The sequence below is a fragment of the Nocardia abscessus genome (assembly GCF_015477775.1).
GTDB lineage: Bacteria > Actinomycetota > Actinomycetes > Mycobacteriales > Mycobacteriaceae > Nocardia > Nocardia abscessus_A.
Window position 1 is genome coordinate 791,705 of record NZ_JADLQO010000001.1, and the last position, 13,963, is coordinate 805,667.

Here is a 13,963-nt window from a genome sequence, read left to right on the forward strand (position 1 = left end):
TCATAGGGCCGTCGGTCGACTTCGATCACGATAAGACCGACGAATCCCTCGAGAGCCATGTCGTGACCTGCACCGCGAGCTTACGGGATCAGACGATACGGATCAGGATCTCGGAGTGCCCGGCACGGATGACATCGCCGTCGGCGAGTTGCCAATCCTGCACCGGGGAGCCGTTCACCAGGGTGCCGTTGGTCGAGCCGAGGTCGGACAACATCGCGGTCTGTCCGTCCCAGCGGACCTCGATGTGCCTGCGCGAGACACCCGTGTCGGGCAGCCGGAAGTGCGCGTCCTGGCCGCGGCCGATGATGTTGCTGCCTTCCCGGAGCTGGTAAGTCCGGCCACTGCCGTCGTCCAGCTGGAGGGTCGCCGAGTAGCCCGAGCCGGCCTGCGGCGCGGCGCCGTAGCCTTGCCCGCCCGCGTAACCCTGCGGGGTGCCGTACCCCGGTTGCTGGGAGTACGCCTGGCCGTAGCCGCCCGGCTCCTCCTGGGCGTAGCCACCCTGGTCGGCGTAGTTCTGATCCCCGTAGTTCGGATCGGTGTAGCCCGACTGCCCGTATCCCGGCTGACCATAGCCTGGCTGGCCGTAGCCCGGCTCGGCATAGCCCTGCTGGCCGTAAGCGGCATCGCTGTAGCCCTGCTGGCCGTAGCCCGGTTCGGCGTAGCCCTGCTGGCCGTAGCCCGCTTCGCCGTAGCCTTGCTGGCCGTAAGCGCGGTCGCCGTAGCCGCTCTGCTGGCCGTAGCCCGCTTCGCCGTAGCCGCCTTGCTGGCCGTAGCCCGGTTCGGCGTAGCCCTGCTGCCCGTAGCCCTGGCCGCCCTGGCCGCCCTGCTGGTAGTCGTAACCGTTCTGGTAGTCGCCGTAACCCTGCTGCGCGTCCGGCGCCTGGTAGTCCGCCCCGTACGCGCCGCCACGGCCGTAATCGTCGCGGTACGCGCCGTTCTGCGCACCGCCGCGACCGGCAGGCGGTGGAGCGTACCCGCGGCTGCGTGGATCGGACTCCGCGGGCTCACGGCTCGGGTCGTAGCCTGAGTTCTGCGTCATGGGGCCAGCTCCTGGTTGCGGGTTTGCAGGTCGTTGTGGCGGTGATTCGGGGCCGCGAGCCGAGCCGGCTCTGTGTCCTACGTCGGGATCGACGCGGCCACTCGCCCTGAACTGTCCGGTGTGCAGCGTAGGTGATGCCTCGAACGCCACGTGTACTTCGCCGTAGGTCTGCCAGCCTTGCTCGCGGATGTAGTCCTGTAGATGTTTGGCGAACGCGCGGGTGGTGAGGTCGTGGTCGGCATCCAGCTGCTGGTGATCGGAAGAGTTGATCGTGATCACATAGCTGTTGGGTGCCAGCAGATGCCCGCCGCCCACGTCTTGGACATGATCGGCGGCCTCGCGTTGCAGCGCCGCCTCCACCTCCTGCGGTACGACACTGCCGCCGAATACTCTGGCGAACACGTCACCGACGGCGCCTTGCAGACGACGCTCGAATCGCGAAACGATGCCCATCTCGGCCTCCCTTCGGTGAGCGTCTCTTCCTGATTCGTAACAACGACACGCGTGTATGGCGTGTCGTTGATCGACCACGTTCATTGCATGATATCCACGATCGTCCACACCTGTAACTCTTGGCGACGGCCCTGGGTTCCCGTGCCTGTCCAGCCCCCCGGTCAGGCCTCTGAAATGGCGATTTCGTATCCGGCGTGACGCCGTGATACTGTCTCCCAGTCGCTCGGGCGAGTGGCGGAATGGCAGACGCGCTGGCTTCAGGTGCCAGTGTCCTTCGGGACGTGGGGGTTCAAGTCCCCCTTCGCCCACAAATTGCGGAAAGCCGCGTATCAGGTTCCTCTGATACGCGGCTTTCCTGTTTCGTTGCCCGCTGCGAAGAAGGCATTGTCCTATCGGAGCGGTCCTATCGGAGCGGTCCTATCGGAGCGGTCCTATCGGAGCGGTCCTATCGGAGCGGTCCTATCGGAGCGTCCCGATACGGCGGTAGGTCTTCTCGATGGTGGAGGGAGCGAGGGTGGGCTCAGTTCGATGCGAATGTGTGCGGCGAAGCCGGTTACCTCTGAGGTGACGTCAGCGTCGGCTTGTGCAGGTCGAAGTAGGCGACCTCGGCCATGAGGTCGTTCTCCTCCTCGAACAGCGATCGCAGATCGTCCGGTATCTCCATCTTCTCGTGTTCGCGTGCTTCGGCTTCGGACGTGAAGTACACGGTCTCGACGAATCCGTCGTCGCCGTAGGTCCCCAGCGTGCCGCCGAGGATCTCCGGGCGGACTTCGTGCAGCCGGTCGCTCGCCTGGGCCAGGATCTCGCGCATCCGGCCCGCGTTACGGGTATGGCCCGCCATGACCTGCACGAATCCGGCGCGGTCGGAGCCGCCACCCATCCACTGCGTGACATCGGCGCAGTCCATGAACGTGACCGGCCCCTCGAAGCACTTCTCGGTCTCTTCCCACCAGGCGCGCTGTTCCGGGCGCTCACTGTTGCGGCGAGCGTCCTGCTCGGATTCGAATCGGGCGAGCGCGAGGAAGGTCCCGTCGTCGCAGAGTCCGCTCGTCGTGCCGAGATAGCCGACGGCTCCCGGTTGCAGTTCCTCGTTCCACCGATCCATGCACTGACGCAGTCGGGCCGGGTCGGCGGCCTTGCCTTGAATGACTTGGATGAACATCGGTTCCTCCTGAGGCGGAGCGATCACTCCGCGGTGGCGCCGGGCCGTCACATCGTGGTCCACCGCGGGTGTGACACCGCACGGCCCGCGACCGCGGCAGGCGCACAGTCAATCGTTCGCCGCTGCGTTGCCGCACGCAAGTGCCGACAACCGGAGTCGTCGGCGAACCGATCGGTGGACGGCGTTTCCGGTCCGCTCAGGCGGCCGGGAGCGGCGTGTGCGCGCGGCAGGCGCCCTGGTCGTCGCGCTCCGCGATGCGGATGTACAGCCGGATGAGCACATCGCGCAGGGAGATGCCCAGCTCCGCGGCGCGAATGGCAGCCAGTTCGAGTGCGAGGTCGCTGGTGAGCGTGCCGGGATCGCTGAGCATCTCATCGAGCACCATCCCGCTCACGGCCTGCTCGCGGGTGAGGGTGACGGTGGGCAGCCAGCTGAGTTCCCAGGCCGCGCCGGAGGAAAAGGAAAGCAGCCGTGCGCTTTCCGGGGTGATGTCGCTGGTGATGATCGAATCGGTGATGTCGAGTGCCATGATCCGCTCTCATTCACTCTGTTTCGGGATGACGCGGACCCACCGCCGGCCGGTGTGCGGTGACCGTGCTCGGTCACGGCCCGAACGCGGTGGATTCGTCCGTGCCTGAATTGCTGGGTGCCCGAATGCTTCGGGAGATCGGCGCGAGTGGTGCGGGTGGGTTGGTCACACCCGGCCACTGGCGATGCCCGCGTGGCCCGGCTCGCGCCATGGTGAGGTATCCGTGTCCGGCACCTCCCTAGAGTTATCGGGCCACCGAGGCCGGCAGAGCGGAAAACCTCTGCGCCGACGGCGAATTGCGATGGCTTCGAGAACCAGGCTAGGTACAGCCACCTCATGCTGTCAACGAAGCTTTAGCGCTTTGTGATGATATTAAATAAGCTTTTAGGCTCTGAAATACACCAATGGCTCAGCTTCTGTCACGATTCTGCGCGGTAATCAGTTCTCACCGTTGAGAGGAGCTTGTGAAGCGCGTTTCTGAGCCTATGTGACAGCCTTGCGCTCGTGCGGCTCGGGGAGGCTGATCGCGCGCCCGGATCTCGCGTTGACAACGAAATTCTGCGAGCGCGATTCGTCAGTCGCCACTTGACACTTGATGATTAGAATGTCGCATCGTGACACTCTGTGAGCACGCGTATGCAAGGTGCAGGATGGGAGGCACGGCATGGCTGACTCGGGCTCGCACGAGCAGGTCGGCAACTTGGTTCGCAGGCTACGCCTGGAACGCGGCTACACCCAGGCGGCGCTCGCCACCAGAGCAGGCTGCTCCCGCAGTCTCATTCAGCAGATCGAGAACGGCAGCCGCATACCGCCGCTGGCGCTACGGGAACGTCTGAGCCTTGCCCTCGGGGCGGAACTGCCGACCGACGGCAGCGCCGATCCCGCGACCGATCCGACCAGCAACACCTACTACGACCTGCGGATGCGATTCAATGTCCTGCTGGGCAAGGACCCCGAATCGGTCGCGCGCGCACTGGGTATCGCGCAGAGCCTGATCGACGCCTCCGGCGCGCGAGCGGAGATCGAGCCGCTGCGCCTGATCGCGGATCGGCAGTTGGAACGGGCCGAGGAGATCCTCGCGCAGATTCCGTCGCGCAGCGCCACGGTATGGGAATGGAACACCGTCACCGACTGGCTGACGATCCTGGAGCAGGCCACCGCGTCGGTGCGCGCGATCCACACCGCGGACCTGGGCACGATCGGCGGTGACGTCGGCGACGACTATCACGCGGCGATCCTGCGCCTCGCCGACAAGGCCCACCCGCCGAAGATCGATGTGCGGCGGATGTATGTGCTGGACGACATCTCGGATGTCTGGCCCTACGACGACAAACTGTGGAAACAGGCCCGCTCGGGCGTGGAGAGCGTGCTGGTCAAGCGCGAGTACGCGCGTAACGCGCAGAGCATGCTCGTCGTCGACGACCGCTACGTCGCGGTGGGCGAGTACGACTACTCGCGCCAGGCCAGGGTCGCGACGCGCTTCTCGGTGCTCAAGCACGACGTAGCGTTCGCGGTCCGGCGGTTCGAGAAACTCTACGACCTCAGGCGCGCGGGGACGGCCATCGTGGTCGACCAGATCGTCGCGCAACCGCCGCTGGCGGAGTTCGAACGACTCACCGAAGGCAACTGCCGCAGCCTGTTCCGCGCCGCACTGCAGGAGCGGTGGAACGCCATGCTCGCACCAGGGGGCTCATCAGAAGGCGAGGTGCCGTGACTCAGAGCCAGGTGCTCACCGATCCGCTCGCCGACCTGGCGACGCTGACCAACCGCTCGGAGGCCAGGAAAAGGGAAGTGCGCGGGCACCTTTCCCGGGACGCGTGGTTCGCGGGGACCGGTGGCCGCCGCTACACGGGCGTCATCGACGCCTACCACGGCGAAACCGGCCGGGCGCCGGACGCGCACGCCGTCGCGGCGCTGGACCGAGCGTGGCGGGAGAGCCTGCACATAGCGCCGTCCGCCGAATATCTCGACGGCCGGCTCTACGACAAGCGACAGCCGCTGATCCTGCGCGAGCTGGCGGCCCGCAAACTTTTCGAGCGCCTGTCGCATCCGGTGGAGGGGGTGCCCGGGGTCCGGGTACGCGCGGAGGAGGTGATCGTCTGCCCGTATTCCAGCACCATGCTGCTCGAGGAGGCCGTCGCCACCCTGGCCAGGCCCGGCGGAGTCATCGTGTGCCCCGAGGGGTTCTACAAGAGCTCCAGCATTCACGTGGAGAAGTTCGGCTTGCGGATCGTGTCGTGCCCGGTGGCTCCGGACGACGCCTTCAAGATCGACCCGGCCCGGTTGGCCCGCTGCCTCGACGAGCTGCGTGCGACGGGCGAACTGTGCGGCGTGCTGCTCACGCTGCCGGGCAACCCGGTGGTCGCCGACTACACCGCTGCCGAGCTGGCGCAGATCGGGCGGGTGCTGCTCGACAGCGGCGTGCCCGTCATCTGCGATATGGCCTTCGACCGGCTGGTGGCCTCGCACATCCCGATCGCCGCGCTGCACGTGGAAACCGAGCAGGGCATCCGGCGGCTCTACGACGTTGTGCTGACGCTGACCGGAAACTCCAAAGGCTACAACGCCTTCGGTCCCTGCAAGATGGGCGCGGCGTGCACCGGGGACAGCGCGTGGCTGGAGCGGATCCGGGAACGGCTCACCATCTCGTTCCAGCGCGAGACCACCCACCTGGCGCGCGCGATCCTGGAGCACACCCCCGAGGACTACTTCGACCGCAACCACACGCTGATGCGCGCGCAGATCGATCGGGCCTGCGACCATATCGCCGCGATCAACGCCCGGCTCGGGGCAGATGTGCTGCGACCGCTGGGAAGGCCGGAAGGAATGTTCGTCTCGGTCGTGTTCGATCGCGCGCTCCTCGACCAGGCGGGCGTGCGCACCAGCGCGCAGGTGGAGGACATGATGCTCGCCGTGGCAGGCGTCGACAGCGTCGCGCTGGACCGGACCGGCTCGCTGCGTCCCGGCGTCCGGTTGAACATCCTTGCCCCGCGCAAAGCCCCGCGACACGAATCGCCCGCGCTGATCGAGGAATTGTTCGACCGGCTGGAGCAATTGATCCGCGATATCGCGGGCGGACTCACCTATCGCCATGCGCTCGCTACTCGGGGCCTGACCGCCGTGGCCGCCGAGCCCAGGGCGGCGCGATGATCGTCGGAGTGCTGCGCGAGACGGCTCCGCGGGAGGCCCGCGTGGCGCTCACGCCCGAGGGGGTGCGCACGCTCTCGACGGCCGGCCTGGATGTTGTCGTGGAGGAAGGCGCGGGGCAGGGCGCGGGTTTCGCCGACGCGGCCTATCGCGCGTCGGGGGCGGCCGTCGTCGCTGATCGCGCGACGGTCTTCGAGCGCGCGGGCATCGTGGTCTGGGTGAAACCGCCTGCGTTCGGACTGGATTCGATGCCGCTGCGAGCGGGGACGACGCTGGTCGGTTTCCAGGATCCGCACTATCGCCGCGACGAGATCGACCGGTTGCGCGACCGCGGCATCGAGTCGGTCGCCTTCGACTGGGTGCCGCGCGAGGCCGCGACCACCGAGTTCGATGCGCTGTCCGGCATGAGCCGGATCGCGGGCGCGGTGGGCTACGCCGAAGGCAGGCGGCTGCTGGCCGCGCCGCGGCTCACCCGCCCGGTGCGTGCTCTCGTCCTGGGGTGCGGGGTGGCCGGCCTGGCCGCGGTCGCGGCGGCGCGCACGTTCGACGACGAGAAGCCGACGGCGGTCGGCAACCGCCTCGAGCAACGGGCCGCCGCCTTCGATGCGGGGGCGGGGCATTTCGTGCCGAACCAGGACGACAACGCGGCGCTGCTGGAATCGCTCGCCGCGACGCGGCCGGATCTCGTGGTCTGCACCGCCGTGCACCGCGGATCCCGGGCGCCGCGCCTGCTCGAACAGGAGGCATTGGACCTGCTCGGCTCGGGAACCGTCGTCGTGGATCTCGTAGCCAAGGCGGGCGGCAATTGCGTGGCCACCGTGGCGGACAAGACCGTGACCCTGCCCAACGGTGTGGTGGTCACGCATCGCTCCAACTATCCGGCCAGCCGTCCGGCGGCGGCCAGTCACGCATACGGCGCGGCGACGGCCGCCATGGTGCTGCGAATCGCCCGGGCAGCGACCGAAGCGCCTTGACGCCCGACGAGAACGTGTTCTAATTTTTGGCATGCGCAGATTTGACGGACGCCGCGTGATGGTGACGGGAGCGGGCTCCGGCATCGGGCAGGGCATCGCCTTGCGGTTGCTGGACGAGGGGGCGCAGCTGGTCGCCGCCGATATCGATGCGGCGGGCTTGGCAGCTACCGCCGGCAAGGCGGGTGACGGCGCCGAACGCCTGCGCACCGTCGAGGTGGACACGGCCGATCCGGCGTCCGTGCGCACGGCGACCGGACAGGCGCTCGAGTTCCTCGGCGGGCTGGACGTGCTGGTCAACGCCGCGGGCATCCTGCGGCCCGCGCGCACCCACGAGATGCCGCTCGAAGTCTGGGACCAGGTGATCAGGGTGAATCTCACCGGCACCTTCTTGATGACCCAGGCCGCGCTGCCCGCTCTGCTGGACACCGGACGCGGCGTGGTGGTCAACATCTCCTCGACGGCGGCCTTCAGCGCGGCGCCCTACCTCGCCTCCTATGCCGCGTCCAAGGGCGGCGTGAACGCCTTCACCCACTCCATCGCCCTGGAGTACGCCAAGCAGGGGTTGCGCGCGGTGAACATCGTTCCGGCGGGCATCACCAGCGGTATCACGACGAAGTCCATCCTGGATCAGCCCGAGGGGTTCGATCCACAGCTGTTCTCCCGGCTGACCGGATGGCTCAACGGTGGCGCGCTGGGCAGCCCGGAGGACATCGCCGGAGTGGTCGCCATGGTCGCCTCCGACGACGGGCGGTACATGACCGGCACCGAGATCCGGGTGGACGGCGGCGCGCTGATGTAGTCAGCGGGGGGTCGCGACCAGCAGGTGATGCGGGATCGGCGTATTCGCCAGGCGACGGTGCTCGACATCGCAGCCCGCCTGTTCCAGCGCCGAGATCACCTCCGGCACCGGACGCAGCGTGAAGCCATAGGACGTGAACGGCAGTTTCGCCATCGCGTCCGGATCGCCGATGCCGATCACCAACCGGCCGCCCGGCCGGACCACCCGGGACAGCTCGGCGCAGGCCGCGGTCAGATCCGGCACGAAGTAGACGGTGTTGACCGTGATCGCGGCGTCCAGGCTGTCGTCCGCCAGCGGCAGCGCGGTGAGCGAACCCTCGGCCAGGCGCAGGCGACCGGAATCGAGGTCGCTCGCACGACCCGAGCGCGCCCGGGCCAGCATGTCCGCGGAGATCTCCACACCGTGCACCACGCCGTCCGCGCCGACCCGATCGAGCAGCAGGGAAAGCCCTGCGCCGCCGCCGAATCCGATGTCGGCGGCGGTGCCGCCCGGTGCGACGTCCGTGGCCTCGACCGCTCCGGCGATGGCGACTTTGTTGCCGCGATTGAGCAGAAAGGCGACACCCTTGCCGAGCACGCCGTGCGGATTGCCGAGCTGACCGGCGAGGGTGGACAGCAGGCGGGCGCGAACGGAGTTCATGGGCGTCATCGTATCGGCCCCGCCGTAGCGGACGACGCGGTGAATGTCCGAATACTGTTCCCCTGGTATCCGTTCGGATACCGCGCTGCCTAGCGAAGGACGACCGCGATGCGCCGACCGATGATCGTTTTCGCCGCCTGCGCGCTGGCTCTGCTTTCCGGTCAGCCCGCATCGGCTGCCGCGCCGTGGGGGCCGCTCGCGCCGCCGAATCCTTTCCTCGGCCCGCCCGGCACCGCGACCATGCACGGCGACGCGGGGTCCTCGGACGTGACCGCGCTGGCCGGGCCCGGAGTCCGTGCCGCGACCGTCGCGGCGTATCCGCTGGCCTCCGCGTGCCCCACGCTGCTGGAAGGGTCGGACCGTCTCGTGGTCGCCCTGTGCACCGCGATCGCGGGACAGACCCCGACGGTGCAGCTGCTCGATCCCGCGGCTCCGGGGCCGCTGGCGAGCTCGCTCGCGGCGCTGCCGTTGGCCAAAGGCAGCTTGCTCGGCGGCGTCTACGCCTACCTCGACCAGGACGACCGCCTGGTGGTCGTGGACGGCACCGACCGGCTGCTCCGGATACGGCACGAGCGGGACGTGGCGGGGGCCTGGCGGCTGATCGGCGAGGACGCCGCCGACCTCGGCTCGGTGCTCCCACCCGGGGACGATGTGACCGGTCTCGTGCCGGATTGGTCGGGCAATGTGTGGTTCGCGACCGGCCAGGGCGTGGTCGGGTTCGTCACCGCCGCCGGTCAGGTGTCGACGCTGGCGCTGCCCGCGGGAGAACGCGTGGCCAACAGCATCTCGGCGGCGCCGAGCGGGCACGTCGCGGTGGCGACGACGCACGCGCTGTACGAACTGCGCGTCGCCGCGTCCGGGGCTCCGGAGATCGTGTGGCGCGCGGCCTACGACCGGGGCTCGGCGCGCAAGCCGGGGCAGCTGAGCTGGGGCACCGGTTCCACACCCACCTACTTCGGGCCTGCGACCGGTGCGGACTATCTGACCATCGTCGACAACGCCGCCGGGCAGGTGCGCGCGCTGGTATTCCGTTCGGGGACCGGCCAATTGATCTGCGCGGCGCCGGTGCTCGGCGAAGGCGGCCCGGGCAGCGAGAACTCGCCGGTCGGGATCGGCCGCTCGGTCTTCGTGGCAGGCACATACGGATACCCGTACCCGGCGCTCCCCGAGGGCGCGGGACCTGCGGTGCCTGCGAGCGCGCCGTTCACGGGCGGGATGACGCGCGTCGATGTGACCGGTGACGGATGCCGCGTGGTGTGGGAGAACACGATTCGCAGTGCGGCCGTACCGCGCCTGTCCACCGTGGACGGGCAGCTGTACACCGTCGCGCGCGTCGGCGCCGACCACACCACGCCCCTCGACGGGTACGCGTTCACCGTCCTCGACCCGGAAACCGGGGCGGTCACCGCCTCGCATCCCCTCCCAGGCACCATCGTCGACGATCCGCTCCAGACCGCGCCGCTGATCACCCAGGACGGCCACCTGCTGCAAGGGACGATCACCGGAATCCTGCGCGTCGGCTGACCTCGTGGACGTACCAGGAGGGTGATCCGGGTCACCATTCTCGATCTGCCCTCGACCTCGCCTCCGGATCACCGTTCCGGTTGTGCCCAGAAGGACGTGTCGGGCTGTACGACGATGGTCCCGGCCAGTCGTCGGATTGTGACGCGCGTCTCTCGAACTCGGGTGTCGCGGTGTCGATTTCGCGAGGTTCCGGCCGGTGCGGAGCCGAGTGAGGCGAAGATCACATACCTCGTTACGGTTGCGGCCGAGGTGCTGAATCGAGCGGGCGAACCGGTCGGATCGGGCCCCTTTTCCCGGCCGGTTAATCCGGAGCCTGTCGGGGAACTGGCCGGTCTTCCTCGCGCGCCACTATGTCCTTACCCGGTTTATTACCGCGTAAACAAACTTGTGGTCTCTTTCTTTCGCGGAAGTGTCAGCAACTGACAATTAGTGCAAATGAACGTGCAGGTGGGAGGCCATGTCAGCAACCATGGAGAGGTCTATCTTCTGGCCCGGCTAACGCCACGGAGAGGTTCCCGAGCTATTGCGAAGCCGATTCCGGGTGGGTGTTTCGCCGGTCTCGCCGACATGGTGCCCGGCCGTCGAAACGGCGAGCGCGCGGGTCGCATGTAGTTAGCTGACCCGGGCCGGAAGAGTGGTCCCGCAAGGGTTTGCTGGAGCGCTGCTTTATACGCTTGACCTCGGCGGGGAGGGTTGCGTAGGGATAACGATTGTGTAGAGTTGACGGTAACGCTGGCCGCAGCTCGAGCGCGACTCGCTGCGGCCAGCGGAACTCAAATGGGGGAGTATTCAAGCGATCTGGAAGCCACGTAGCTGCCGATTGTCCCGACTGTGTCGCTCAGGGTGTGCTGAATGTTGGCTGCGTCACAGTGGAAAGTTCATCGCCGGTGGTCGCGGCATCCGGTTCGGCCTGCTCCGTGACCGCACGCCGTCCCACGCCGAACACGTACACCAGGAACAACGCCTCGGCGGTGAACCCGATCGCGATGCGTATCGGTGCGGGCAGCGGACTCGGCGTCACGAATCCCTCGATGAAGCCACACACCAGCAACACGCCGACCAGGCCGAGCGCCACGGTCGCGGTCGCCCGGCCCTGCCTGGCCACCGCATCGACCCGGCTGAGCCGACCGGGATCGATCAGTGTCCAGCCGAGTTTCAGGCCCGCGCCGCCCGCCACGAACACCGCGGTCAGCTCCAGCGTGCCGTGCGGAAGGATGAAGCCGAAGAACGAATCCAGCCGCCCAGCGTCGGCCATCAGCCCCGCGGTGACGCCCAGATTGAGCGCGTTCATGAACAGCAGGTAGACCGCGGGCAGGATCAGCACCCCGGTGAACAAGGCGATCGCCGCCACCCACGCGTTGTTCGTCCACACCTGCGCGGCGAAAGCTCCCTGCGGATGCTCCGAGTAGTACGTCTCGAACGCGCCGCCCGGCGCGGTGAGACTTCGTGTGTCAGTCGGAATCCCGAGCACTTCGCGAGCCGAATCGAACCGGTCCACCCAGACGGCCAAGCCGGCCGAGACGAACAGGAACACCGCCGCCACGCCGACCCACCACGGCGACGAGCGATACAGCGCCGCCGGGAAGCGGTGGCTGAAGAATCGGCCGATCTCCTGCCAGGTGTCGGCTCGCGTCCCGAGCACCCGGCCCCGCGCACGCGCCAGCAGCGCGCTGAGTCCGGCGATCAGCTCGGGGTCCGGGCTGTGCGACTGCAGCCGCGCCAGCTGCTGGGAGGTGCGGCGGTAGAGCATGACGAGTTCGTCCGCCTCCGCCCCGGTCAGCTTGCTCCGTTTGGACAAGTAGTCGAGCCGGTCCCACGCCCTGCGGTTCGCCAGGCTGTATGCGTCCACGTCCATTCGGTTGCCTCCCACTCCCGCCGGTCGCAAGAATGCTATCGACATGGCTGAGTTCACCACCGGCGAAGCAGTGGCCCTCGAACTGCCGATCGCCCGGATCCCCACGAGGGCCAGCGCGTTCCTGATCGACGTGCTGGCCCAGTGCACGCTCGGGTTCGTGCTGCTGTTCGCGATCGTCACGCTGCTGCTGCCCGCGGGCCTCGACTCGGCCTGGCTCGACGTGGTGATGCTGGTCACCATCGTGACCGTGCTGGTCGGCTACCCGGTGACCTGTGAGACCGCTTGGCGCGGACGCACACTGGGCAAACTGATGCTCGGGCTGCGCGTGGTGCGCGAGGACGGCGGGCCGATCGACTTCCGGCACGCCCTCACCCGCGGCTTGGCGGGCGCGATCGTCGATTTCTGGATGCTCGGCGGGTTCGGCGCCATCGCGGTGCTCACCTCGATGTGCTCGCCGCATGCGCGTCGGATCGGTGACGTGCTAGCCGGCACCGTGGTCGTGCACGCGCAACGACCGCTGCCGCCGCCCGCGCTGGCGATCGCGCCGCCGTGGTTGACCGGGTGGAGCGCCCAGCTGGACCTGGCCGGGCTGCCGGAGGATCTGGCGTTGGCGGTGCGGCAGTACCTGACGCGCTTCCGCACGTTGACGCCCGCGGCGCAACATCATCTGGGCACGGCGCTCGTGGCCGAGGTGTGCGGCCGGCTGCGGGTCGCGCCGCCGACCGGTTGTCCGCCGCTGCAGATCCTCGGCGCGGTGATCGCCGAACGACAGCGCCGGGTGCTGCCGCCGCCGGTGTTCCCGGTGTTCCCGCCGCGCGCAGGTCAGCCGTACGCCGCTACGTAGTCGTCGACCTCGCGGGCGAAGGCGTCCTGTCGAGCGGGCGTGATCCAGGAGGCGCGGAACGAGTTCCTGGCCAACTCGGCCAGCCGATCGATCCCGAGCCCGGCCTGCTCGGCGAGTGCGAGGTAGTTGTCGGCCACGTACGCGCCGAAGTACGCGGGGTCGTCGCTGTTGACCGTCACGGTCAGGCCGCGATCGAGCAGGCCGACGATCTCCGCCGACTTCATCTGCGCGGTGACGAACGAGTTCGACACCGGACAGCAGGTGAGCGCGATTCCCCCGGATTTCGCCAGTTCCACCAGACGGTCGTCCTCCACGATGTTCGTGCCGTGATCGAGGCGGTCGACGGCGATATCCTCCAGTGCCTGGCGGATGTGCTCGACGGAATCCGGCTGGTCGATATCGCAGTGCATGGTGAGGAGGAACCCTTCGGCACGGGCGCGCGCGAAGACGGCGGCGAACTTGCTCGGCGGGTTGCCGCGCTCGTCGGAGTCGAGCCCCACGCCGACGATCCAGCTCTTGTAAGGCAGCGCTTCCAGCAGCGTCGCCATGGCGTACTCCGCCGAATGGTCGCGCAGGAAGCACAGGATCAGCTCGGCCGAGATCCCCAGCTCGCGCCGGGCCCGTGCGATCGCCGACCGGTATCCGCTGATCACCGTGGGGAACGGAACGCCGCGCCCGGTGTGTGCCTGCGGATCGAAGAACAGTTCGACATGACGCACGCCTTGCCCGTGTGCCCGGCGCAGATAGTCGAACGCGAGATCGTGGAAATCCTCCGGCCGCTGCAGTACGCGCATCGCGGGGTAGTAGACCCGGAGGAACGACGTCAGGTCGTGGAATCGATAGGTCTGCTTGACCTCGTCCACGCTTTTCTCCGGCAGTTCGATGCCGTTGCGCCGGGCCAGGCGGAACTTCAGTTCCGGCTCCAGCGTCCCTTCCAGATGCAGGTGCAGCTCCGCTTTGGGCAATCCGCGGACGAAGGCGGCGAGATCCGAGGCCAT

At 68.1% G+C, this 13,963-nt stretch carries 12 protein-coding genes and 1 tRNA gene; 7 read left to right on the top strand and 6 right to left on the bottom strand.

Annotation, left to right across the window (positions count from 1 at the left end):
* Positions 1-88: 88 nt before the first annotated feature.
* Positions 89-1,492 (bottom strand): DUF3662 and FHA domain-containing protein, encoded by a 1,404-nt coding sequence (locus tag IU450_RS03735; RefSeq protein WP_195148320.1) that lies wholly within the window; start codon positions 1,490-1,492, stop codon positions 89-91.
* Positions 1,493-1,717: 225 nt separating this feature from the next.
* Between IU450_RS03735 and IU450_RS03740 the strand changes: the two genes are divergently transcribed.
* Positions 1,718-1,800: transfer RNA gene (locus IU450_RS03740), tRNA-Leu, on the top strand.
* 245 nt (positions 1,801-2,045) lie between these two features.
* On the opposite strand, the gene IU450_RS03745 is transcribed toward IU450_RS03740, so the two are convergent.
* Together IU450_RS03745 and IU450_RS03750 are read right to left on the bottom strand one after the other, a co-directional pair.
* Complete coding sequence (locus tag IU450_RS03745; protein ID WP_195148321.1) at positions 2,046-2,654, bottom strand: hypothetical protein; 609 nt, start codon at positions 2,652-2,654, stop codon at positions 2,046-2,048.
* 196 nt (positions 2,655-2,850) lie between these two features.
* Complete coding sequence (locus IU450_RS03750; RefSeq protein ID WP_195148322.1) at positions 2,851-3,183, bottom strand: hypothetical protein; 333 nt, start codon at positions 3,181-3,183, stop codon at positions 2,851-2,853.
* Positions 3,184-3,847: 664 nt separating this feature from the next.
* Between IU450_RS03750 and IU450_RS03755 the strand changes: the two genes are divergently transcribed.
* Genes IU450_RS03755 through IU450_RS03770 form a run of 4 tightly spaced genes read left to right on the top strand, consistent with a single transcriptional unit; the run spans position 3,848 to position 8,103 of the window.
* On the top strand, positions 3,848-4,897 hold the full coding sequence (locus IU450_RS03755) for a helix-turn-helix transcriptional regulator (protein WP_195148323.1): 1,050 nt from the start codon (positions 3,848-3,850) through the stop codon (positions 4,895-4,897).
* Positions 4,894-6,333: a pyridoxal phosphate-dependent aminotransferase gene (locus IU450_RS03760; protein WP_195148324.1), complete on the top strand. Its 1,440-nt coding sequence runs from the start codon at positions 4,894-4,896 to the stop codon at positions 6,331-6,333. The genes IU450_RS03755 and IU450_RS03760 overlap by 4 nt, the downstream gene beginning before the upstream one ends.
* The gene (locus tag IU450_RS03765) at positions 6,330-7,304 is read left to right on the top strand and encodes a hypothetical protein (protein ID WP_195148325.1); all 975 of its coding nucleotides are present in this window, start codon (positions 6,330-6,332) and stop codon (positions 7,302-7,304) included. Before IU450_RS03760 ends, IU450_RS03765 begins: the two co-directional genes overlap by 4 nt.
* Before the next feature lie 31 nt (positions 7,305-7,335).
* On the top strand, positions 7,336-8,103 hold the full coding sequence (locus IU450_RS03770; RefSeq protein ID WP_195148326.1) for an SDR family NAD(P)-dependent oxidoreductase: 768 nt from the start codon (positions 7,336-7,338) through the stop codon (positions 8,101-8,103).
* On the opposite strand, the gene IU450_RS03775 is transcribed toward IU450_RS03770, so the two are convergent.
* Complete coding sequence (locus IU450_RS03775; protein WP_195148327.1) at positions 8,104-8,742, bottom strand: methyltransferase domain-containing protein; 639 nt, start codon at positions 8,740-8,742, stop codon at positions 8,104-8,106.
* 108 nt (positions 8,743-8,850) lie between these two features.
* On the opposite strand from IU450_RS03775, the gene IU450_RS03780 reads away from it, so the two are divergent.
* Positions 8,851-10,266, top strand: a complete 1,416-nt coding sequence (locus IU450_RS03780; protein WP_195148328.1) for a hypothetical protein — start codon at positions 8,851-8,853, stop codon at positions 10,264-10,266.
* Between the two features lie 838 nt (positions 10,267-11,104).
* On the opposite strand, the gene IU450_RS03785 is transcribed toward IU450_RS03780, so the two are convergent.
* Positions 11,105-12,121 carry a stage II sporulation protein M gene (locus tag IU450_RS03785; protein WP_195148329.1) on the bottom strand — a complete coding sequence of 339 codons (1,017 nt, stop codon included), beginning with the start codon at positions 12,119-12,121 and terminating at the stop codon, positions 11,105-11,107.
* Positions 12,122-12,164: 43 nt separating this feature from the next.
* Between IU450_RS03785 and IU450_RS03790 the strand changes: the two genes are divergently transcribed.
* A complete protein-coding gene (locus IU450_RS03790) occupies positions 12,165-12,965 on the top strand; it encodes an RDD family protein (RefSeq protein WP_195148330.1) in 801 nt (266 codons plus the stop codon).
* Here IU450_RS03790 and add read toward each other — a convergent pair.
* Positions 12,944-13,963 (bottom strand): adenosine deaminase, encoded by a 1,020-nt coding sequence (add, locus tag IU450_RS03795; protein WP_195148331.1) that lies wholly within the window; start codon positions 13,961-13,963, stop codon positions 12,944-12,946. The two genes, IU450_RS03790 and add, sit on opposite strands and share 22 nt — an antisense overlap.

Coding starts and splice junctions, on each gene's coding strand:
- add (WP_195148331.1), bottom strand. CDS start 13,963: ATGGCCTCGGATCTCGCCGCCTTCGTCCGCGGATTGCCCAAAGCGGAG.
- IU450_RS03735 (WP_195148320.1), bottom strand. CDS start 1,492: ATGGGCATCGTTTCGCGATTCGAGCGTCGTCTGCAAGGCGCCGTCGGT.
- IU450_RS03745 (WP_195148321.1), bottom strand. CDS start 2,654: ATGTTCATCCAAGTCATTCAAGGCAAGGCCGCCGACCCGGCCCGACTG.
- IU450_RS03780 (WP_195148328.1), top strand. CDS start 8,851: ATGCGCCGACCGATGATCGTTTTCGCCGCCTGCGCGCTGGCTCTGCTT.
- IU450_RS03755 (WP_195148323.1), top strand. CDS start 3,848: ATGGCTGACTCGGGCTCGCACGAGCAGGTCGGCAACTTGGTTCGCAGG.
- IU450_RS03775 (WP_195148327.1), bottom strand. CDS start 8,742: ATGAACTCCGTTCGCGCCCGCCTGCTGTCCACCCTCGCCGGTCAGCTC.
- IU450_RS03770 (WP_195148326.1), top strand. CDS start 7,336: ATGCGCAGATTTGACGGACGCCGCGTGATGGTGACGGGAGCGGGCTCC.
- IU450_RS03750 (WP_195148322.1), bottom strand. CDS start 3,183: ATGGCACTCGACATCACCGATTCGATCATCACCAGCGACATCACCCCG.
- IU450_RS03785 (WP_195148329.1), bottom strand. CDS start 12,121: ATGGACGTGGACGCATACAGCCTGGCGAACCGCAGGGCGTGGGACCGG.
- IU450_RS03765 (WP_195148325.1), top strand. CDS start 6,330: ATGATCGTCGGAGTGCTGCGCGAGACGGCTCCGCGGGAGGCCCGCGTG.
- IU450_RS03790 (WP_195148330.1), top strand. CDS start 12,165: ATGGCTGAGTTCACCACCGGCGAAGCAGTGGCCCTCGAACTGCCGATC.